This is a genomic window from Verrucomicrobiaceae bacterium (assembly GCA_016713035.1).
Classification (GTDB): domain Bacteria; phylum Verrucomicrobiota; class Verrucomicrobiia; order Verrucomicrobiales; family Verrucomicrobiaceae; genus Prosthecobacter.
Window position 1 is genome coordinate 607,880 of record JADJPW010000003.1, and the last position, 22,045, is coordinate 629,924.

At 60.0% G+C, this 22,045-nt stretch carries 10 protein-coding genes; 5 read left to right on the forward strand and 5 right to left on the reverse strand.

Features of this window, described 5'->3' with window-relative positions:
* Positions 1-4: 4 nt before the first annotated feature.
* Together IPK32_13430 and IPK32_13435 are read left to right on the forward strand one after the other, a co-directional pair.
* On the forward strand, positions 5-1,417 hold the full coding sequence (locus IPK32_13430; protein ID MBK8092950.1) for a DUF1501 domain-containing protein: 1,413 nt from the start codon (positions 5-7) through the stop codon (positions 1,415-1,417).
* A gap of 17 nt (positions 1,418-1,434) precedes the next feature.
* Positions 1,435-2,592: an exo-alpha-sialidase gene (locus IPK32_13435; GenBank protein ID MBK8092951.1), complete on the forward strand. Its 1,158-nt coding sequence runs from the start codon at positions 1,435-1,437 to the stop codon at positions 2,590-2,592.
* Positions 2,593-2,595: 3 nt separating this feature from the next.
* Here the strand turns inward: IPK32_13435 and IPK32_13440 are convergent, their stop codons facing one another.
* From IPK32_13440 to IPK32_13450, 3 genes are all read right to left on the reverse strand, one after another.
* Positions 2,596-10,914 (reverse strand): choice-of-anchor D domain-containing protein, encoded by an 8,319-nt coding sequence (locus IPK32_13440; GenBank protein MBK8092952.1) that lies wholly within the window; start codon positions 10,912-10,914, stop codon positions 2,596-2,598.
* A gap of 65 nt (positions 10,915-10,979) precedes the next feature.
* Positions 10,980-12,236 carry a tryptophan 7-halogenase gene (locus IPK32_13445; GenBank protein MBK8092953.1) on the reverse strand — a complete coding sequence of 419 codons (1,257 nt, stop codon included), beginning with the start codon at positions 12,234-12,236 and terminating at the stop codon, positions 10,980-10,982.
* 371 nt (positions 12,237-12,607) lie between these two features.
* Positions 12,608-16,324, reverse strand: coding sequence for a DUF1553 domain-containing protein (locus IPK32_13450; protein ID MBK8092954.1), 3,717 nt, complete (start codon positions 16,322-16,324; stop codon positions 12,608-12,610).
* A gap of 178 nt (positions 16,325-16,502) precedes the next feature.
* On the opposite strand from IPK32_13450, the gene IPK32_13455 reads away from it, so the two are divergent.
* Together IPK32_13455 and IPK32_13460 are read left to right on the forward strand one after the other, a co-directional pair.
* Positions 16,503-17,468 (forward strand): hypothetical protein, encoded by a 966-nt coding sequence (locus tag IPK32_13455; protein MBK8092955.1) that lies wholly within the window; start codon positions 16,503-16,505, stop codon positions 17,466-17,468.
* Positions 17,469-17,508: 40 nt separating this feature from the next.
* Positions 17,509-17,766 carry a DUF2132 domain-containing protein gene (locus IPK32_13460; GenBank protein MBK8092956.1) on the forward strand — a complete coding sequence of 86 codons (258 nt, stop codon included), beginning with the start codon at positions 17,509-17,511 and terminating at the stop codon, positions 17,764-17,766.
* A 9-nt stretch (positions 17,767-17,775) separates the two neighbouring features.
* Here IPK32_13460 and IPK32_13465 read toward each other — a convergent pair whose 3' ends face one another.
* Complete coding sequence (locus IPK32_13465; protein MBK8092957.1) at positions 17,776-18,450, reverse strand: spermine synthase; 675 nt, start codon at positions 18,448-18,450, stop codon at positions 17,776-17,778.
* A 115-nt stretch (positions 18,451-18,565) separates the two neighbouring features.
* On the opposite strand from IPK32_13465, the gene IPK32_13470 reads away from it, so the two are divergent.
* Positions 18,566-19,822, forward strand: coding sequence for a DUF1343 domain-containing protein (locus IPK32_13470; GenBank protein MBK8092958.1), 1,257 nt, complete (start codon positions 18,566-18,568; stop codon positions 19,820-19,822).
* A 50-nt stretch (positions 19,823-19,872) separates the two neighbouring features.
* Here the strand turns inward: IPK32_13470 and uvrB are convergent, their stop codons facing one another.
* Complete coding sequence (gene uvrB, locus IPK32_13475) at positions 19,873-22,044, reverse strand: excinuclease ABC subunit UvrB (GenBank protein MBK8092959.1); 2,172 nt, start codon at positions 22,042-22,044, stop codon at positions 19,873-19,875.
* Between the last annotated feature and the right edge of the window lies 1 nt (position 22,045).

Consider the following 22,045-nt stretch of genomic DNA (forward strand, 5'->3'; position numbering starts at 1 on the left):
TTCGATGTTGGAAGTTGAACGTTCCCGAAGGTATTTCCTCGGCCAATGCACCGGCGTTTCTGTCGGCGCGATTGCGCTGCAGGCGATGGGGCAGGAAACGCTCGGCTTGCCATCGCTGCCGCATTTTGCGCCGAAGGCGAAGCGGGTCATCTTCCTCACGCAATCGGGCGGCCCGTCGCAGATCGAGCTGTTTGATCACAAGCCGGGCCTGATGCAATGGGCGGGCAAGGAACTGCCGGAAAGCGTGCGCCAGGGGCAGCGGCTCACGACGATGACGGCGAACCAGAAGCAACTCATCCTGCCGGGCATCACGAAATTTGCGAAGTGCGGCCAGAGCGGCGCGACGGTTAGCGAGTGGTTGCCGCATTTGCAGGGCGTGGCGGATGACTTGTGCTTCATCAAGTCGATGACGACCGATCAAATCAATCACGCACCGGCGATGACGCAGTTTTTGACCGGTCATCAGCTTCCCGGACGGCCGAGCATGGGCGCGTGGATCAGCTACGGCCTCGGCAGCGTGAATCGCAACCTGCCGGACTACCTCGTGCTCATCTCGAAGATGCAGCGCCCGAGCGATCAGCCGCTCTACGATCACTACTGGGGCAGTGGCTTTCTGCCCAGCCGTTATCAAGGTGTGAAGCTGCGGAACTCAAAGGACCCGGTTTTGTATCTGACCGATCCCGACGGCCTGCCGCGTCATTTGCGCCGAGGGATGCTGGATGGGCTGGCGGAGCTGAATCAGATGCGATTTGAGCAAACGCAGGACCCGGAAATCACGACACGCATCCGCCAGTATGAAATGGCCTATCGCATGCAGGCGAGCGTGCCGGAGCTGACTGACCTTAGCGACGAGCCGGATCATGTTTTCGAGATGTATGGGCCCGATTCGCGGCGTGCGGGCAGTTACGCGGCGAATTGCATCCTCGCGCGGAGGCTCGCGGAGCGCGGTGTGCGCTTCATCCAGCTTTTCCATCCCGATTGGGATCATCACAGCCGCTTGCCTAGCTGGTGCACCGCGCGTTGTCGTGACACGGATCAGCCGAGCGCGGCGCTCATCAAAGATTTGAAGCAACGCGGCCTGCTCGACGAGACGCTGGTGCTCTGGGGCGGCGAATTCGGTCGCGGTGTCGCGGGTCAAGGCAAGTGGGACAGCCCGGAGGCGGGTCGCGATCATCATCCGCGCTGCTTCACCATGTGGATGGCCGGCGGCGGCATCAAACCCGGCACCACCTACGGCGCGACGGACGACTTCAGCTACAACGTGGCCGAGAATCCGGTGCATGTGCGTGATCTGCACGCGACGGTGATGCATCAGCTCGGCATTGATCACGAGCGCTTCACCTTTCGTGCGCAGGGTCTCGACTTCAAACTCACTGGCGTGGAGCCGACGAAGGTGGTGAAGGACATCCTAGCCTGAAGCGTAGTAGTCAGGTCATGACTCCTCGATCCCTACTCGCCTTTCTTGCTTTTCCATTGTTTGCCCAGGCCGCTGCTCCGCAGGCCAAAGTGCTCGAAACGAAGGTCATCTCACCGCAGCTCGATCTCTATCACGGCTGGCCGACAGTGGCGCGGAGGGCGAATGGCGAGCTTTGGCTGTCGTGGTCCGGTGGGCGCGAATCGCATGTGTGCCCGTTTGGGCAGGTTTGCGCGATGACTTCACGCGATGATGGCAAAACGTGGACTTTCCCGCGTGTGCTGCTCGATAGCGCCACGGACGACCGCGACTCCGGTGTGCTGGAAACGGCCAAGGGCACCCTTTTGGTCACCACGTTCACTTCACTGGCCTATGAGGACAGTTTTAAAAAAGCGACGATGATGGCGGAGCAAACGGACAAAGGCTGGGTCTCGAAAGCGATGCCGCCGGAGCGTTTCGCACGCTGGAAGGCCGCGCATGAGCGTCTGAATGACGAGGAGCGAAAAGCGGAACTCGGCGAATGGATCATCCGCAGCACCGATGGAGGCAAAACGTGGTCCCCGCGCATCCCGACGGTCGTGAACAGCCCGCATGGCCCCATCCAGCTCAAGGACGGGCGCCTGCTCTACCTCGGCAAGCAGCTTTGGACCGGCGAAAAGAAGATCGGCGCGGCAGAATCCAAGGACGATGGCCTGACGTGGCAATGGCTCTCCGAAATCCCCACCCGCCCCGGTGATGAAGTGCCAAAGGGTCTGCACGAACTGCATGCCGTGGAGGCTGCGGATGGCACGATCATTGCGCAGATCCGCAATCACAACACCGCGAACAAAGGCGAGACGCTGCAAAGCGAATCCAAAGATGGCGGCAAGACCTGGAGCCTGCCGCACAGCATCGGTGTGTGGGGATTGCCCAGTCACCTGCTGAAATTGCGCGATGGACGCCTTCTCATGACCTACGGGCATCGGCGGCCACCGTTTGGCAACCAAGCCCGCCTCAGCACCGACAACGGCCAGACTTGGAGCGACGCCATGATCCTTAGCGGCGACGGCGCGGGCGGTGATCTCGGCTACCCGAGCACCGTGGAGCTCGGCGACGGCCGACTGCTCACGGTGTGGTATGAAAAGATGAAGGAGCACCCGCACGCCGTGCTACGGCAGGCGATTTGGAAGCTGGAGTGAAGCTCACGGGCGCTGCACCCGCAGCCGTGTGAAGCAGGCGCTGCCTGTCGGAGCGGGGATGGTGGCCTGCACGGTTTCCAGGGTGCCGTCGTCGCTGAGGATGGTTTCGGTCACGCCAAGGCTGCTCCAGCCGGCGGGATCGAGAGTGGCATTGTGCTGAACGGTGAAAAGGAGGCCGTCAGCCACAGCGGCTTTGGATCGCTGGTAGGTGAAGATGCACTCGCCGCCGGTGCCGCGGGTGAAGCTCTGCACTGGTGTGGTGCTGTTGAGCGGATGCTGGCCGGTGGCGAATTCCATGAGGTTGGTGATGCCGTCGCCATCGGGGTCTTGGTGGTCTTCATATTCTCCTAATAAAAACGGAGGATAACCTGGCCACCAGAATCCAAAGTATTGGAGGCTCCAGGCATAGTATCTGGTCAAACCAGTGCCTTTAAGCCCGATTTCAAAAGATGACTCGCTGTAATCATTACTGGCGATGTGAATTGTCGCCAACCGCTCACCGACAATAAGAGGATTAAAGTAGATGTAGATGGCCGTGCTTTGTCCTGGAGCAAGCGTAGTCGTGGTCAGCGCGGGAACGGAAAACTCGGTGCTGGCAGTTCCTGTAAAGGTGATTGCCAGATTTGTTAAGTCGAGCAGGCCATCATTCCTGATGATGACCGTGTGGTAATTGGAATCCCCGACAGCGCAGTGGAGCAAGTCCAGTTGGTAGTCGCCATCCACCAAATTGAGCGTCGTGTAAGGCACCGAGGTTGTGACCACTATTTCCGGCCCCAGTCCAGCACCGGTCAGATTCACGATAAAGTTACTCACGTTTGTCGCATTGCTGGCGATGTTGAGGATGGCGCTACGATAGCCTCCATCGACCGGATTGAAGATGACGGAGACGGTGGTGAAGGCTCCTGGGGCGATGGTGGTGGTAGCAGGTGTGCCGATGCTGAAGTCGCCTGGATTGGCTCCGGCTTTGGTCAAAACGAGATTGGTGAGCGGTGCGGTGCCGGTGTTCCGAATGCGGAAGGAGCGACCGATGGGGGAGCCGGGTGGTAGCTCGCCAAAGTCGATCACGGAGCTGCCGCTGGTGAGGGCGAAGTTCGCAGGTTGCTCGATGGAGATTGTCGGAGCGGTGGCGGTGCCGCTGAGGGCGATGTCGAAGGGATTTTCATCGGTGTCATTGCTGGCGACGCGGAGCGTGGCGCTGCGTGTGCCGCCCGCGGTGGGGGAGAAGATGACGGTGAAGGTGGTGCTCTCGGTGGGTGCCAGGGAAGTGGCTCCTAGCGTGCCGAGGAGGAAGTCCGCAGTGTTCGTGCCCACTTTGGACAAAGCTAGGCCGGCGAGCGGGGCGCTGCCGGTGTTCCTCACGGTGAAGATGACGGGATCGCTGCTGCTGCCTGCCACGGTGGCTGGGAAGGTGATGGTGGAGCCGTTGTCGATGAGATTGGTGCCCACCGGCGCCTCGATGGCGATCTCTGGCGCGATGCCGCTGCCGGTCACAGCGATGTCGAAGGGGCTTTCATCCAAATCATTGCTGGAGAGGCGGATGGTGGCGCCGTGAGCCGCGACGGCGTTCGGAGCGTAGGTGACGGTGAAGGTGGTGCTGGCTCCGATGGCAAGCGTGGTGGTGCTCAGGCTGGAAAGCGTGAAGAGGCTGCTGTTCGTGCCGGTTTTGCTCAAGGCGAGGCTGGTGAGGCTGCTGGTGCCGGTGTTGCGCACGGTGAAGGTTTTCACCTGTGTGGAGCCGACGAGCAGGGGACCATAGTCGATGCTGGAAACGCCATCGACGAGGCCCACGCCTGCCGGATGCTCGATCTCGACCTCGGGCGAGGTGCCGGTGCCGGTGAGGACGATGTCGAAGGGATTTTCATCCAAGTCACTGCTGGAGATGTGAATGGCGGCGCTGCGTGTGCCGAGGGCGGTGGGCGTAAAGCTCACGCTGAAGGTGGCGCTGGAGCCTGCATTCAGCACCGTGGCCGGGGTGGAGACGCCGAAGTCACTGCTGTGATCGCCATCTTTACTGATGCTGATGCCGGTGAGCGTGGCGGTGCCGGTATTGCGCAGGGTAACGGTGATGTTGCTGAGGCTGGCGACATTCGTGGTAGGCAGGCTGATGACCGAAACGCCGTCCTGCAAGCCGGTGCCAGCCGGATACTCGACCACGATCTCTGGCGAGGTGCCGGTGCCAGTGAGCAGGATGTCAAAGGGACTCTCATCTATGTCATTGCTGGCGATGTGGATGGCCGCTGACCGCAAACCGAGCGCGGTGGGCGTGAATTGCACTGTGAAGGTCGTGCTGCCGGAGGGGCCGGACACCGGAGCGGTGGGTGAGGCAGTGATCGTGAACTCCTCGGCATTTGCTCCATCCTTGGTGATGCTGAGGTCGGTCAGGTCGATGTTGCCGATGTTTTTGATGGTAAAGCTCAAACTGGCGCTGCCACCGAGCAACACGGAGCCGAAGCTCCTACTGCCACCATCGCCGACATTCGTCCCTACGGGCTGCTCCACCACGATCTCGGTGGCGAGTCCGGTTCCGGTGAGTGTGATGTCGAAAGGGTTTTCATCTGCATCACTGCTGGCCACTCGCAGGATGGCGCTGCGGCTGCCATAGGCCTGCGGGGCGAAGGTGACATCGAACGCCGTGCTCTCGCCAGGATTCAGCGTGGTGACGCTGAGGGTGCCGAGCGTGAAGTCAGCCGTATTGGTGCCCGCTTTGCTCAAAGCGAGGCCGGTGAGCGCAGAAGCGCCGGTGTTCCGCACGGTGAAGGACTGCGTGACGTTCCCGCCCACATTCACGGCTCCATAAGTGACTGTGGAGACTCCATCGGTCAGATTCGTGCCCACCGGCTGCTCGATGGCGATCTCAGGCACCACGCCGACACCGGTCACGGCGATGTCGAAGGGGTTTTCATCGAAATCATTGCTCGCGACACGCACGATGGCATTTCGTGTTACGGTAGCCCCTGGCGCAAAAGTCACGGTGAAGGTCGTGGTAGCCCCAGCGGCCAAGCTGGATACAGAAAGCGAGCCGAGGGTGAAATTCGCACTGTCGGTACCCGCTTTGCTCAAACTCAGCCCTGAGAGCGTCAGGGCACCCGAATTCCGAATCGTGAAGGTGCGGACCAAATTGCTGCCGACGAGCACCGGGCCGTAGTCCACGGTGCTCGCGCCATCGACGAGTCCGCTGCCCGCAGGCTGCTCCACCTCGATCTCCGGCGCATTGGCCGTGCCCGTGAGTGCGATGGTGAACGGGTTTTCGTCCAAATCGCTGCTGGCGATGTGGATGGCCGCTGATCTGGCTCCGCCGCTGCCTGTGGGAGAGAACGCGACGGTGAAGGTCGCTGCCGCGCCCACGGCGAGGCTCGTCACCGGCGTGCTGACAGTGAATTCGGCACCGTTCGCACCGTCCTTGGTGATACTGATGCCCGTGAGCGGCGCGGTCCCCATGTTGACGATAGTAAGGGTCTGCGCGGCGCTGTTGCTGCCGACGCTGGTCGTTGGCAGGTTGATCGTGGAAACGCCGTCATTGAGCAATGCGCCAAAAGAATTCTCCACGCTGATCTCAGGACTGAGTCCGAAGCCAGAGAGCGTCAGATCAAACGGATTCTCATCTTCATCATTGCTGGCGATGTGGATGGCGGCGCTGGGTGCTCCAGTGCCTGTCGGAGCAAAAGTCACCGTGAACGTCGTACTGCTCTGCGCCGCTAGCGATGTGGGGATGGCGCTGACCGTGTACTGAGCAGCTTCCGGTCCGTCCTTGGTGAGCGAAAGGCCGGTCAACGGGGTGTTGCCCGTGTTCTTGAGCGTGAAGACCATCTCACTTGTGGTCCCTACCAGGACATCTCCAAAGTGACGACTGCCGCCATCGAGCAAATTAGCCGAAGCAGGCTGTTCGAGAGCAATCTCTGGTTTGTCCACAGCACCGGAGTAAGACTGTAGGGTTTGCGCCATGCTGCCGGATGTTTTCTGATAACCGCTCACCGTATAGTAAGCACGGGCACGGATCTGGCCGCTGGCTGGCAGCGAGAGCGCATTGATCTCCCATCCGCCATTGATGCGTTCACCGTATCCGAGAGGCTGCCAGGTCGCTCCCCCGTTGCTGGAAAGCTCAAAGCTCGCTGAGTTGGCCTCCGGCGAGGAACCGCTGCGCAGCCATCGGACCTTGCTCGTGCTGTCGATGACCAGCGACTCTGTCGCCGGGTCGTTAATCAGCCTGACCAGTCCTGACCTGGCGGGGAAGTCGCCGGAGATGAACAACTGCCCGCTTTTGAGCAGCAAGGGGGTGCTCGTGCCGTACTGCGGGTTGGGATTGAAAGTGAGGTCCACCGTGTTGTCCGGATTCACCCGCCCGATGTTGCTCCGGGCATGGACTCCGATGGATGCAAACTCGCCACTCACGATGACCTTGCCATCCGCCTGCGGGAGCAGGGACAACACATAGTTGTAGCCACCTCCAGTCCCGATAGTGAAGGCTGGGTCCGCACTGCCGTTTGCCTCAAGACGCGCAATCCTTGCCCGTGAAGCACCACCAGCTAAACTAAAATAGCCGCCAATCATGACCTTCCCCTGTGGAAGCGGGGCGATATCAATCACATATGAGTTCACATTGGCGTTGAAAGCCGGGTCGGCAGTGCCGTCAGGATTGAGGCGGGCAAGATAAAGTCGTCCGAGTCCTCCAATGGTGCCAAAATACCCGCCAGCATAGATTTTGCCGTCGGGCAGCACACGGGTGACGAAGACATCGCCACTCGGGCTTGGATTAAACGTGGTGTCCAGGCTGCCATCGGCGTTTAGCCGCGCCATGTAGTTCCTCGTCGTACCTGCCACAGCATTGAAACTGCCCGCGATGATTACCTTCCCATCCCGCTGAAGGGTGAGGCTCCATACATCGCCATTCACGCCAGGATCAAAGGCGCTATCCAGGCTTCCGTCCGGGTTCAGTCTTGCCAAGTAATTGCGGCTGGCTCCTGCGATCTGGGGGAAACTACCTCCCACGAGTATCTTGCCATCCATCTGTACCGTTAGCGCGGTCACAGAATTGTTGGCCCCGGGATCAAAACCGAAGTCCAGTGTCTCATTCGCATTTAAACGGGCCAGCCTGTTGCGCGGAGTGCCAAGCACGGAAGAAAATCCGCCACCGAGCAGGATCTTGCCGTCAGGCTGCATGCAGGCGACTTGGGGGAATAGACTGTTGATTGGAGAGCTCAAATCCACCGCGCCCGGAGGTGGCGTGAGCCCCTGGCCGGTCAGTGCGATGTCGAAGGGGCTCTCGTTGCTGTCATTGCTGAAAAAATGAATCGCCGCTGTCCGGGTGCCGACAGCTGACGGAGCGAAGGTGACATTAAAAATGGCGGATTCGCCTCGGGCGATGCTCGTTCCGGGAGACGACACGGAGAAGTCCGCGCTGTTCGTTCCGTCCTTGGTGATGCTGAAGCCCGTCAGAGGCGCAATGCCCAGGTTTCGCACGGTAAAGGTGCTTTGCGTGCTCGTTGCGCCGACGCCGGCCGCTGGCAGCGTCACGGTGGAGACGCCATCGACCAACACGGTGCCGACCGGCTGCTCGATTTCGATCTCCGGCGCATTACCGGTGCCAGTGAGTGTGATGTCGAAGGGATTCTCGTCCAAGTCATTGCTTGCGATGAGCAGCGCAGCCGTGCGGGTGCCTCCCGCTGCCGGAGCGAAGGTAATCGTGAAGGTGGTGCTGGCTCCCGCAGCCAGACTCGTCACAGGTGTGCTCACATTGAACTCCGCGCTGCTGGTGCCCGTTTTGGAAAGACTGATGCCCGTAAGCGGTCCGGTCCCGGTATTGCGGATCGTCACCGTGGTGGCGGCGCTAGTCGAACTCACGTTGGTGGTCAGGAAGGTCAAAGTGGCCGCTCCATCCGTCAAACCGCTGCCCACAGGCTGCTCCACCACGATCTCCGGCGCATTCGCTGTGGCGTTAAGAGTGATGTCGAAGGGGTTCTCATCGAAATCATTGCTGGCGATGTGGATGGCAGCCGTTCGGGCTCCTCCCGCACCTATTGGTGAAAACGTGACGGTGAAAGTGGCACTCGACCCCGCCGAGATGCTCGTCACCGGCGTGCTCACGGTGAACTCCGCGCTGTTCGCGCCGTCCTTGGTGATGCTGATGCCGGTGAGCGAGGTATTACCGGTGTTTCGCACGGTGAAGGTCTGTACGGTGCTGCTGCTGCCGACGTTGGTGGCTGGCAGGGTGACGCTGGAGACTCCGTCCACGAGCGGCGTGCTCGTCGGATACTCGACGCCGATCTCAGGACCATTGCCAGTGGCCGTGAGGCTGATGTCGAAGGGATTCTCATCCGCGTCATTGCTGGTGATGTGTATGGCCGAGGTGCGTGTGCCGCCCAAAGCGGGACTGAACGTGACCGTGAATGTGGCGCTGCCGCCTGGAGCGATAGTCGCCGGTGGCGTGGAAACGCTGAAATCACCCGGGTGGGAGCCATCCTTGGTGATGCTGATGCCGCTGAGATCGGCGCTGCCGGTATTGCGGATGGTGAAGGTGGTGGCCGCGCTGCTGCTGCCCACATTCGTCGTCGGCAGAGAGAGGCTGCCGCTGCCATCGGTCAGGTTTGTGCCGACTGGCTGCTCCACCGCGATTTCGGGTGAGGCATAGATGCCGCTCAAAGCGATGTCGTAAGGGTTCTCATCCGTGTCATTGGAAGTGATGCTGAGCGCCGCCGTGCGCTGCCCGGCCGCCGCTGGCGTGAAGGCAATCGTGATCGTGGTGCTCTCACCCGCTGCCAGCGTGGTCACCGCCGGCCCCGTCAGGCTGTATTCCGCCGCATGGGTGCCCGACAGAGAGGCAGCAATACTTGTGAGCGCGGAGGTGCCGGTATTCGTGATCGTGAGCACCGTCTGCGAGGAGCCGCCGGAGGGCGCGTCTGTCACCTGAAGGGCTAATCCATCCACGACATCCGCCACGCCCCGCGTCACACGGATTTCCGGAGCCACGGGCAGCTCAAAGCTCCAAATATCCGCTGTGCCGCCACCGCCGATGAAGCGCAAGCTGCCGCTGGGATCGTGCCACAGGGCTGGGTTGTTGTAAGTCCGGGCAAACGGCGTGTTCGCAGGCGCTGGCACGCCCAGGGTGCCAAACACCGCCGCTTGACCACGCAGGTCCGAGCCGGCCATCCAGGCCCACTGGCCGGTCTGCGGCGAGAAGCGCCACACATCGTTCAAATTGCCCGTTGATTGCGGCTCCACCGCATCCAGACCGTTGCCACCGATGAGCCAAAGCTGTCCCTGAGCATCAACAACACCTCCGGCATGCACGCGTGAGCCTGGCGTGTTCGCCGCGGCTTCGACGCCCTTGGTGCCGTAGGTGCCACGCCAGCCATTCATGTTGGTGGTGAAGTTTCCCAGCGATGATCCCGCCATCCACGTCCATTCATTCGTGGCCGGCTGAAAGCGCCACAAGTCATTCTGCGGCATCTCAAACATGCTCGAATTGCTATCGAACCCAAAACCGCCGAACAACCAGACCGTGCCATCCTCGCGTGTCCAAAGCGTCGTCCCATGACGCCGGGAGCCGATGCGGTTCGACGTCGAGGGCACTCCCTGTGTCCCATAAACACCGATCACAAGTGTACTCGAACTACCTCCGATCCAGGTCCACCAATTCGTCGTCGGGTCGTAACGCCAGAGATCCGCCATGGGAGCTTGGCCATTGCCTCCGAAAAAAAGAAAGCGCCCCTGCGCGTCCACCGTGGCAGCAGCACTGTTTCGCGCTCCAGGATGGTTCGAAGCTGCGGCCACATTCCGCGTGCCGTAGGTGCCGCTGAAACTGAAGCGCACATTGCCTCCGGTCATCCACGTCCATTGATTCGTGTTGCCATCGTAGCGCCACAGGTCATTCAAATCGCCAGTCTGACCGTTGATGTCGGCCCTGGCTCCGCCATACAGCCAGAGCCTGCCACTTTGATCCCATGCCATGATGGCGAGTATTCGAGAACCGGGATGATTCGTCGGTGCTTCCACCCCCTTTGTTCCCCAGTTTGCGGCAGGCACACCCGCTCCTTCGCCATTCAGCCACGTCCAGAAGCCCGTGGCGGGATCATACCGCCAGACGTTGTTGTTTGAATAGAGCCAGACCTTTCCCGTGCTGTCCCGCCCGCTCACTCCACCATCAGCGGGCCTATTGCCGAGCGCGGCCACGCCTTTCGTTCCATAGACCTCCGGCAGCCCAGCCGTGCTGCTGCCAGCCACCCAGGTCCACTCATAAGGTGCCGCACGTCCCAGGGATGCCGCCACCAAGACGACCCATGCGAGGAAATAAGAGAGGATGGGCCGACCTAGCTGACTCGCGATCATTTACGAGGTAACCAAATTCCTTATCCTCGGTCAAGCAAAAAGACTGTGGCGGGAGGACGTTTTTTTCAAGCAGCCATCGGCATGCCGTAGGGCAGCTCGTCGGGGATGGGGGCGAATTCGCGGATTTTGGCCCAAAGGCTGGAGTAGTCCTTATTCACGTCGCCGCTGAGGCAGTCGGTGATTTCGGCACCAGCGTCGGGATACTTCATCACGACGTCTTTGAAGGAGAAATTCGGGTTGTAGAAGGCATAGACGAGCTTGCGCATGTTTTCGACGCCTTCACGCATGAGGCGACTGTACTCTGCGAAGCGCTCTGGGGAGACGTCGTTGGCCTGGAGGGCCGCGTGGACGGCCTCGCCAGCGATGACGCCGCTTTTCAGCGCCAGCATGACGCCACTGCTGAAGACGGGGTCGAGGAAGGCGTAGGCATCACCGACGAGGAGAAGTCCTGGGGAGGCTCCGTATTTCGAATGGAAGCTGTACTCGCTGGTGATCCAATATTGGCCGGTGGAGCTGCCCTGGGAGAGGTGGTCTTCGATCCATTTGTTCTCGCTGATTTCACGCTCGAACATTTTTTTCGGATCTTTGATACCGTCGCGGCTCAAGTACTTGCCTTCGGCGACCACGCCGACGCTGACCATGTCGTCGTGCATGGGGATGTGCCAAAACCAGCCTTTGTCCGGCACAAAGGCGATGGTGGTGGCTCCTTCGTCGATGCCGGGCTCGCGTTTGGAGCCTTTGTAGTAGGTCCAGACGGCGACTTTGTTGAGGTAGGGGTCTTTGACACGCCAGCCTTCGCGCAGGGTGGAGAAAGCTTCTTTGCCGGAGGCGTCGATGACGAGCTTGGCGAGGAGGTGCTCCTTGCTGCCGTCTTTGTTCTGCACGGCGACGCCGATGACTTTGCCGCTGTCGTCTTTGAGGAGCTGGGTGACGGTGGTCTCCTCACGCACGACGACCCCTTTGGAGCGGGCGTGGTTCATGAGCATGAGATCGAATTCGGAGCGCAGCACCTGCCATGTCTGGGCGATGGTCTCGCGGTCGTAGCGGTTGAAGAAGTAAAAGGGCTGCGACTTTTTGCCGTCTGGCTGCACAAAGCTGACGCTGTACTTTTTGGTGAAGTGGCTCTGCTTCATCGTGGGGATGAGGCCGAGACGCTCCAGGGGACCAAAGGTGAAGGGAATGAGCGATTCGCCGATGTGGTAGCGTGGGAATTTCTCCCGCTCGATGACGAGCACGCGGTGACCGAATTCTGCGAGGATGGCTGCGGTGCTGCAGCCCGCTGGGCCACCGCCGATGATGAGGACGTCGTGCTGGGTATTCATAACGATCGGAAAGCTACTCCGGCGTCTGATAACCCAAATACTGTCTCAGCATGGCTTTGATGCCGCAGATGCATTTTAAAGGGCTCTCATATGGACGGCCTGCGCCGAGTTTGAAAACCTGCCAGTGACGATCAGGCGAAGCAAAGTGGCCATCTCGCTCCGCGAGATGAGCTGGACGCATGGCATATTCACCGGTTCACGGCCTCCAAATATCCTTCATGTTAGCGAAAGTCTTTTGCTCATTTGCTGTCGCTTCGCTCCACCCTCCGGGCAGCCTATGGCTGGCTATCTCCCTTCGGTCGGTTCGACGGAGCGAGATGGCTACCATTCTGGCGCGTATTCGGTATCTCTAGATGGTTTTCAAACGCGGCCTAGGGACTGAAAGCCCACTCCGGTGCGTTCAGCATGGCCCAGAGGATGTCTTCGAGGCGCTGGCGCCAAGCGGGATCGAGTTTGTCGGTGGCGGGGTCGCCTTTGCGAGCGGCGGCTTCTTGGGCCATGCGGACGGTGGTGGCTTCGCCGTCGAGGTGATTGGACCAGGAGACGTATTTTTCTCGGGAGCGGGTACTCTGAGGTTTAGAGTTTACGGTTTCGAGTTTCGAGATCCGCGTGTCGTAGCCGGGCGTGAGGTGCTTCACATAGAGCTCTTTTTCCTCGGCGCTGGGGCGTCGGGTGAGGAGTTGCAGGTAGATGTTTTCGATGAGTTGCTCGACGCTTTGCTTCTTCAAGGCCATCTGCGTGATGCCATGGTCGTCACTGAGACGTGTGAGCCAAACACCGACGGTGCCATTGCTCAAAATGGCGGGCTGGAGGACGTTCGGGGCGGCGTCGCGGACGCTGGTGGGGTCCTGGCGGGCACCGCGCCATCCGAAGGCGCTCAAAACATCGCCCACGGCCTGGATGCGCGGCAGACTGAGGCTGGGGCGGTCACGCTCATTGCTGGTGCTGGTGAGCATCCAGCTACGGCGAGGTTTGCCCATGTGAATGGCGTTTTTGAGGTCGCGGGTGTTGTCGATGTCGAGGCAGACTTCTTCGGTTTTGAAGGGTTTGCCGGTGGCAGCGAAGAGGCTGTCCACGATCTGCTCGGCCATGAGGCGACGCGGCGCGGGGGCAGCAAAGACGGGGCTGGTTTCTTTGAGCTCGCTGTCGGTAGCACGCTGGTAGGCGTGGGAGGTCATGATGAGGCGGGCGAGGTGCTTCAAATCGTAGCCGCCACGCACGAACTCGCGTCCGAGATACTTGAGCAGCTCGGGATGCGAAGGTTTGCCCTTTTCCCAATCGGCGACTGGCTCGACGATGCCACGGCCCATGAAGCGTGCCCACACGCGATTGGCCATGACCTGGGCGAAGCGTTCGTTTTGCGGCGCAGTGATGAGCGCGGCGAGTTGGTCGCGGGTGTTGGTGGGATCTTCGGCGAGCTTGGCGGCGGATTCGTCGCAGAACTCGGTGAGCGACCACTGCGGCGGCACTTTGGCACCCACTTTGAGTGTGATGTTGATGAGCGGCTTGCGGCCAGTCATTTTGAAACGATCTGGGCTGACACTGCTGGTGAGAGGCACGACGAGCTCCTTCGTATTGAGCATGGCGGCTATCTTGAATAAGTCCTCCTGCGTGCTCTTCGCGGCGGGAGCGTCGTGGCAGCGGGCGCACTTCATTTCCACGCCGAGGAAGGCCGCGCCGATGATGGTCCCTTTCGCCGCCATGGGCACATCGTTCTGCGAGGCGGTGGCAAAGCCCGCGGGGCCGCCGAGGCGCTCGCTGCCCTTCATTTGCAGCAACTCGGTGACGAAGAAGTCCATGGGCTTGTTGTCCCGCAGCGACTCATAGAGCCACCAGCGGAAGGGGCCGGTGTTGTTCAGCGTGGGATTGAGGATGTTCGGATTCTCCGCGAGCACGTCCTGCCAGTAGCCCATCCAGTGATCTGCCCAGCGGGGATCAGCGAGGAGGCGGTCGATGAGACGCTCGCGAGGTGAAGTGCTGAGTGCTGAGTGCTGAGTGCTGACTTTTTGAGGATCGGACTGAGTACTAAGCACGGAGGTCTGAGCACTTTTTTTCACATCGGCCAAAAAGCTCTCAATCTCGGCCAGCGAAGGCGTGACGCCGACCGTGTCCAAATACGCACGACGGAGGAAAGTGAGGTCATCGGTCAAAGCGGTGACTTCCAGGCGATCCGCGCGGAGTTCTGGCCATGTCGCTCCCTCTTTGATCCAGGTGGTGAGGGCTTCGACATCGGCGGCACTGAGTTTTTCGCCTTTGGGCGGCATGACTTCGTCTTCGTCATGCGAAACGATACGTTTCAGGATGGCGCTGGCATCTGGCTTGCCGGGGGTGATGGCCGCGCCGTCGCTTTCGCCACCTTTGATGGCAGAGACGAGCGAATCGAGCTGGAGATCGCCTTTTGCTTTGCCGCCGCGATGGCATTCGAGGCACTTCGTTTCGAGGATGGGCTGCACCTGCTTGAAGAAATCAACCGTGCCCTTGTGAGCGGTCTGCGACTTCACTTTGGCGATCGTAGCTCCGATGAAGTGGTCGATGTCATTGAGCTTCGGCAGGCCTTCAGGCAGCGCGGGCACTTTCACCGGCTCGGTGCTCGCCAGCCATTGTTTTGCGGCCTCGCGACGCTTTGCCCAGTAGGGATCGGACTTTGCACGCATCTCGGCGCGGCGCTTGTCATTCACGATCTCGTAGTGCGCGGTGCGCTCTTTTTCATACTGGGTCCATCCGGCGTCGTTGTAGGGCACGCTGCGTTTGCCAGCGGAGATGAGCTGCCAGCTCTGCGTGCCTGCTGGCGACCAAGCGACGACGGTTTCGCCCAATTCGGGCCTACGGATGGATTTCCCCACGAAACTGCCCACCAGCGTCTCCAGCACGATGAACTGTGGCTTCCCGGTGCCTTCAAACTCGCACCACGATTCGCGATTGCCCGGTGGCACGAAGCGGAAGTCGGGGCCGAGGTCGAGGTAGTCTTTTTGATCGGCCACGAGGTGATGTCCGTCACTGTCCTTCGGTGGGAAAGGCGTCTTGAGCATCGTTTTGCCGTCGATGAGGAGATTGGTGGCACCACGAGCACGCAGCAGCAGGCGGTGCTTGCCCTTTGGGAAAGTCACGCTGGCCGCCGCACGCAAAAGGAAAGGCACATGGCGGTCGCCACGCACACCCGTCTCGACGTATTTTTGCGGCACGTCAAAGAAGCCGAAAACATCCTCGGTGTAGCTTTCGGCGACTTTCGGCGGCTCACTGGGCCATGCATTGGACTCAGGCATGCCATCCTCGGCGAGCTGCACGAGCACGCGACCTGCGGGCACGTCTTTTTGCGCCACGGGCGGTGGTGGCGGGATGAACTGATACTTCGCCTTCAGCGCCTCCGTGTCGATGGGACCGCGATAGATTGCCACATCATCGAGCCAGCCCTCAAACGCGTGCGACTCGGCCATCGTCGAGCCATTGCCGATCACTACGGCATCTCCATCCATCACCGGGCCGCGATCCGTCGCACCGCCCATGTCCCAGGTGCCATCGGTTTCTTGGCCGTCGATGTAGCCTTTGATGCTCTTGGGCTTCCCGTATGTGTAAGTCACCGCCACATGATGCCAGCCCGCCGTGGGCACCGTGTCCTTCGACCACCAGCGATGCCAGTCGCCCTTTTTCCCCGGCACATCGGCGCTGTGGAAGAGAAAACCGATCTGCGAGCCCGCCTTGCCATGCTGAAGGCGGAAGGCGTAGTTTTGATTGTTCGCACCGAACTCCTTCGTGCCGAGGCGGCCCTTCCCGATGATGTACGGCGTGCCCGAGGCATCCGCCACCTTCACCCAGGCCTCCAGCGTGATCGTTTCATTCAGGCCAAAGCGCAGCTCCGGGCTATCAGCGACTTTGATCGGCGACTTTACATCGAACTTTCGCGCCTTGTTCGTCTCCGAAAAGCCCGGATACGTCGGAGCCCGTGGCCCGGCCTCCTTGCCATCATCAAAACGCCACTGCATCACCGGCGCGGAGGCTGGCTTGTCAGAGGCATCATTGCCCCCACTGTCGTTTTGCGCAACAGAGGTGAGTGTGAAGGCTAGGTAGGAAACAAAAAGCGGTCGGAACATTCCTCACTAACGTCTTCCAAGACCTGATTTAAGCATTCCATCCCCCCACTTTCGTGAGGGGCACCAAGAGTTGTCCCAGCCCACGGTCCGAACGGTGGGGCGGGTGTGCTGAACAAGATTCTAGAGCTGACAGCATTCGTGTAAGAAGTTGGCCTGTGGTCGTGATTGAGTGACTGGCATGTTACGATTGTTCTTATTCTTCCTCCTCGCGACCACCCATGTCCTTGCTTGTTCGGTGCCGGTGTTTCGTTATGCGCTGGAGCACTGGGAAGCGGATGCTTATCGCGTGACGGCACCCGCTGGGGCGAAGCTGCCTGAGAACTACGTCGTGACTACGGGTGAGGCGCAAAACATCGAACTACGGCAGCCGAAGTCTGCACGGAATGACGCGGTGATCTGGTCCGCCCCATTTACACCGGAAAATGTGAACGTGATGATCGATTCACCAGCGAGGAGGGCTGTCGCGGAACGACTGGGCAATGGTGAAAGCGCTGTGTGGGTGTTTTTAGCAAGCGGCGATTCTGCGAAGGATGCAGCGGCGATCAAGGCACTGGAGGAGCGGCTCGACTATCTGGCAGGTGTGATGAATTTGCCAAAACTGGATGAGCAAGACATCAAGAACGGCCTTGTGTCGGTCCCTGGGGATGGCTTGCGATTGGCTTTTTCGATGGTGAAGGTGAAGCGGGATGATCCCGCAGAGGCGGCCTTTGTGGCGATGCTGATGGCGAGCGAGGAGGATCTGGCGGGATTCACCCAGGAGCCGATGGTTTTTCCCATCTTCGGCCAGGGACGGGCTCTTTATGCTCTGGTGGGCAAGGGTATCCGCGCTGAGACGATTGACGAGGCAGCACAGTTTTTGATCGGTTCCTGTTCATGCCAGGTGAAGGAGCAGAATCCGGGCATGGATATTGCGATGGCAGTGGATTGGCGGCAGATGGTGAAGGACCAGGCACTACCGGGCCAAAAACTGCCGGAACTGAGCGAAATGGCCGATTTACTACCGCAGACGGTGACGATCAAAGATGAGCAAAAAACGCCCATTGCGGTCGGAAAAGCCTTTGGAGAAGTTTTTGGCTTCCCATGGGTTTTGGGGCTTTTTTTAGCCTTGGTGGCTGGTTTCGTGTGGTCCCGCAGGAACAAGTAAGTATGCTCCAAAGCACAAGCACGACTCGAATCCTCACCACATGCACGCCGCAGGCCCCAAAAACCCTCTTCATGGTATCACACTGGCGATGATGCTGGAGCAACTGGTCGCTCACTATGGCTGGGAGATGCTGGGGCGGATGATTCCGATCAATTGCTTCAACTGGCACCCGAGCATCAAGAGCAGCCTGATTTTTCTGCGCCGCACGCAATGGGCACGCGATAAAGTGGAGGCGCTATATCTTGATTCACTGCCGGATATGCAGCGGGAGAAGGACCCCGCGCCTCCGAACGACTGAACCCCTGAGTCAGCGACGATCTGCGACGAAGATGGTATGGGTGCATCGCTTGGCCTGGGGCCATGCCTTGGCAGGGACGACGCTTACTTTGAAGCCCGCTTTGGCAAGCCGGCGGGCGAACGCAGGATCGCTGCTAGCAGACCAGAAGGTGACACGCCCCCCAGGCTTCAGTGCATGCTGAATGGCAGAGAATCCACGTGCCTGATAGAGCCGCTCGTTGCCATTCTGCACCATGGCGACAGGTCCATTGTCCACATCGAGCAAGATGGCATCATAATGTGCTGCTGGAGCTCGGGAGATGACATGAAAAACGTCTTCGATGAGCACTTCGACACGTTTGTCATCGAGCGAAAGGCCATTGATGGCATGAAGGTACTGGCGATTCCACGCGACGACTTCTGGCAGGAGCTCCGCGACGCTGATCCGAGCATCCGCAGGGACGAGGGCGAGCACCTGGCGTAGTGAAAAGCCAAATCCGAGTCCGCCAATGAGCACGCGTGCATCCGCTCTCATGCTGAGCTGTTCACATGCGAGCTGAGCCAGCACTTTTTCAGACTCTGCAGCATTCGTGCCCATGAGCGGCTGGCGATTCACCCGCAGATAAAAATGCGAATCGTGTGAATGGAGGGAGAGCGCCGCGCCATCAGGCGTGCGAGCCTCAGCGAGCAAAAGGAAGGGCTTCAAGGCTGGAGCTTTGACTCAGGGCAGTGTGACAGTCACGCGATAAAATCGACTCCGGCGTTCAGTCTTTGGAGTTCACATTGGCAACTGGCCTTTTCGGCGATAAATGCACCTTTGTATGCATCTCACTCGCCGCCAATTCGCCTCTGGTCTTGCCCTCTCCTCTCTCTTCCCTGCTTGCAGCGGACCAAGGCCGCAGACCTATCAGCAGCCGCAGGCTGCTGCGGGATATGGCGGCCCATTCATGCTCGGGGTGGATGTGCTGGCCGCGCGGGGCTTTGATCTGCTGCGTGGGCGGCGAGTCGGGCTCATTACGAATCATACCAGCCTCACCGGGCGTGGTGAGCGCACGCGGCAGCTCCTCCAGCGTGGCCTGGGAGCTGGGCTCACGGCACTCTATGCACCGGAGCACGGGATCGATGGCCACATCCTCGCTGGAGTGCATGTCGCGACGCGGCGTGATAGCGTGACGGGCCTCACCGTTCACTCACTCTACGGCCCCACTCGCAAGCCCACTCCGGCGCAGCTCGCGGGCATCGACATCCTCGTTTTTGACCTCCAGGACATCGGTTGCCGCAGCTACACCTACATCAGCACCATGATCGTCGCGATGGAGGCCGCTGCGGAGAATGGGAAGTTCTTTGTCGTGCTGGATAGGCCGAATCCGATCGGTGGCCACCGTGTCGAAGGCCCACCGCTGGAGGCAAAGTGGAAATCCTTCGTCGGCCAAGTGCCCGTGCCCTATGTGCATGGCATGACTGCGGGCGAGATCGCGCAGATGGCCTGCGCACGCGGCTGGGTCAGCCGGGTGCCGCGCATGACCGTGGTCAAGATGCAGGGCTATCATCGCGGCATGATCTGGCAGGATACCGGCCTACGCTGGCACCCCACCTCGCCGAATATCCCGTATCAGACCTCTCCCTTTTACTACGTCGCCACGGGTATCTGCGGCGGGGCTGCTGCAGTCGATGTCGGTATCGGCACAGACAATCCTTTCGGCTACGCGGGCGGTGATGGCGTGAACGCGCAGGCGATGCTGGCCACCTGTCGCCGCTGGAATACGCCCGGTGTCACCTACTCAGCCTATCAAAACAAAGGATTCGGTGGTGTGAAGCTCCATATCCATCCGCGCAATACCACCGACCTCACTGCTCTCGATGTCATGCTGCTCTCTGAGCTTAATCGCCTGAGCGGAGGCCGCGTCGCGGGCCGCATGAGCGGATCAAAGCTCAATTTATTCAACAAAGTGTACGGCAGCGACTCTCTCCACCGCGACCTCCTCCACGGCACACCTGGTGCCACGATCGCCGCTCGCTGGCAGGGTTGGGTCCAGAGCTTCCGCTCTCAGCGGCAGCAGTATTTGCTCTATGCGTGATAGCGACTTCAGTGTGTGAGGTGGTGGCGGCCAAAAGCCATCCTTCTAGATTACTTTTTCTTTTTTCCGCCGCGCTTGGCTTTCTCATATTTCACATCCCGGCGTGGTGGCAGATCGGTCGAGGCAGTGCCTCCATCGACCCGCTTCTTCAATTCGCGAATTTGATCACGCAAAAGAGCGGCACGCTCGTATTCGAGCTTCATCGCTGCCTCGGCCATTTCTTGTTCGAGCTCACGGATGGTCTCCGTCACAGCGAAGTCGCCACCACCTTCACGCACGACGCTTTCTTCGACTTCACGTGCCCGGCCTAGGATTTGCAGGCTTTCCTGCACCGCCCGGCGTACTGTCTGTGGAGTGATGCCATGCTTCTCATTGTGCTCCAACTGCACCTGACGTCGATACTTACTGATATTGAGCAGCGCCTTGATGCTCTGCGTCTGCACATCGGCAAAGAGCACGACTTCACCACCGAGATGACGTGCAGCGCGGCCCGCAGTCTGCACCAGCGAGGTCTCGCTGCGCAGGAAGCCCTCCTTATCCGCATCCAGGATGCATACGAGGCTCACCTCCGGCAAATCGAGGCCCTCGCGGAGCAGATTGATGCCCACCAGCACATCGCAGTCGCCGTTTCGTAGGCTGCGGAGGATTTCCACACGCTCGATGGCGTCGATATCGCTGTGAAGGTATCGCACTTTGAAGGCGAGATTGCGCAGATAGTCCGTGAGATCCTCCGCCGTGCGTTTTGTGAGAGTGGTGACGAGCACACGCTCGCCTTTTTCGACGCGTTGGCGGCAAAGCTCGATCGTTTCGTCGATCTGGCCTTTGAGTGGCTTGATCGTGATGATCGGGTCCAGCAAGCCCGTGGGGCGGATGATCTGCTCTACGACCAAATTTCGGCCTTTGGTCGTCACATCGAATTTTTCCGGCGACTCCGCACTGCCGCTGATGCGGACGTTTTTCGTCATCGGCGGTGCTTCTTTGTCTTTGGCGATGTAGCCGCTGTTTCCGACCACGCTGTTCTCGATCTCGAACCGCGCAGGCGTGGCGCTGACATAGACCATCTGGCCCACTTTGCCCATGAACTCCTCAAAACGCAGCGGGCGGTTGTCGAGAGCACTGGGAAGGCGAAATCCATGCTCCACGAGCGTGGTTTTGCGCGATTTATCGCCCTCATACATACCGCCGATCTGCGGAATGGTAGCGTGGCTTTCATCGACAAAGACGAGCGGCGGTTCACGGAAGAAATCCAGCAGCGTCCCAGGAGTGGCACCCGGTGCACGCCCAGTGAGATGGCGGCTGTAGTTTTCGATCCCTTGGCAAAAGCCCATCTCCTGCATCATCTCGATGTCATACTGCGTGCGCATCTTGATGCGCTGCGCCTCCAGGAGCTTCCCCTCCCTCTCAAAGCATGCCACTCGCTCCTCCGCCTCCTCACGGATCTTCACGATAGCTTTGCGCAGCTTATCCCCCGGTGTGACGAACTGCTTTGCTGGGAAAATCGTATAACTCGGCAGCTTTAGCGTCACCGTACCGGTCAGCACGTCCACCGCGCTGATACGCTCGATTTCATCTCCAAAAAACTCGATACGAATGGCCTCATTTTCCAGATAGGCCGGCACGATCTCGATCACATCTCCCCGAGCGCGGAATTTGCCACGCTGGAGCTGGTAGTCGTTCCGCTCATAAAGCATATCCACCAGACGAGTCAGCAGTTCTTCCCGCGAAATGCGCTGCCCGGTCTGTAGCGGCACCATCATGCCTTCATAGTCCTCTGGCGAACCGAGACCATAGATGCATGACACACTGGCCACGATGATCGTGTCCTGCCGCGTGAGCAGCGCCCCCATGCTAGAGAGCCGCAGCCGCTCGATCTCATCATTCACCGCGCTGTCTTTCTCAATGTAGGTGTCCGTGCGCGGGATGTAGGCCTCCGGCTGGTAGTAGTCGAAGTAGCTCACGAAGTACTCCACCGAGTTGTCCGGGAAGAAGTTTTTAAACTCCGAGTAGAGCTGCGCCGCGAGCGTCTTGTTGTGCGAGAACACCAGCGCCGGTCTGCCAACCTCCGCGATGATGTTGGCCATCGTGAAGGTCTTGCCCGAACCCGTGACGCCGAGCAGCGTCTGGTGCCGATTCCCCGCCTGCACCGACTTCACCAGCTTCGCAATCGCCTGCGCCTGATCGCCCTGCGGCGTGAGTTCGGGATTGAGCTGGAAGACGGACATG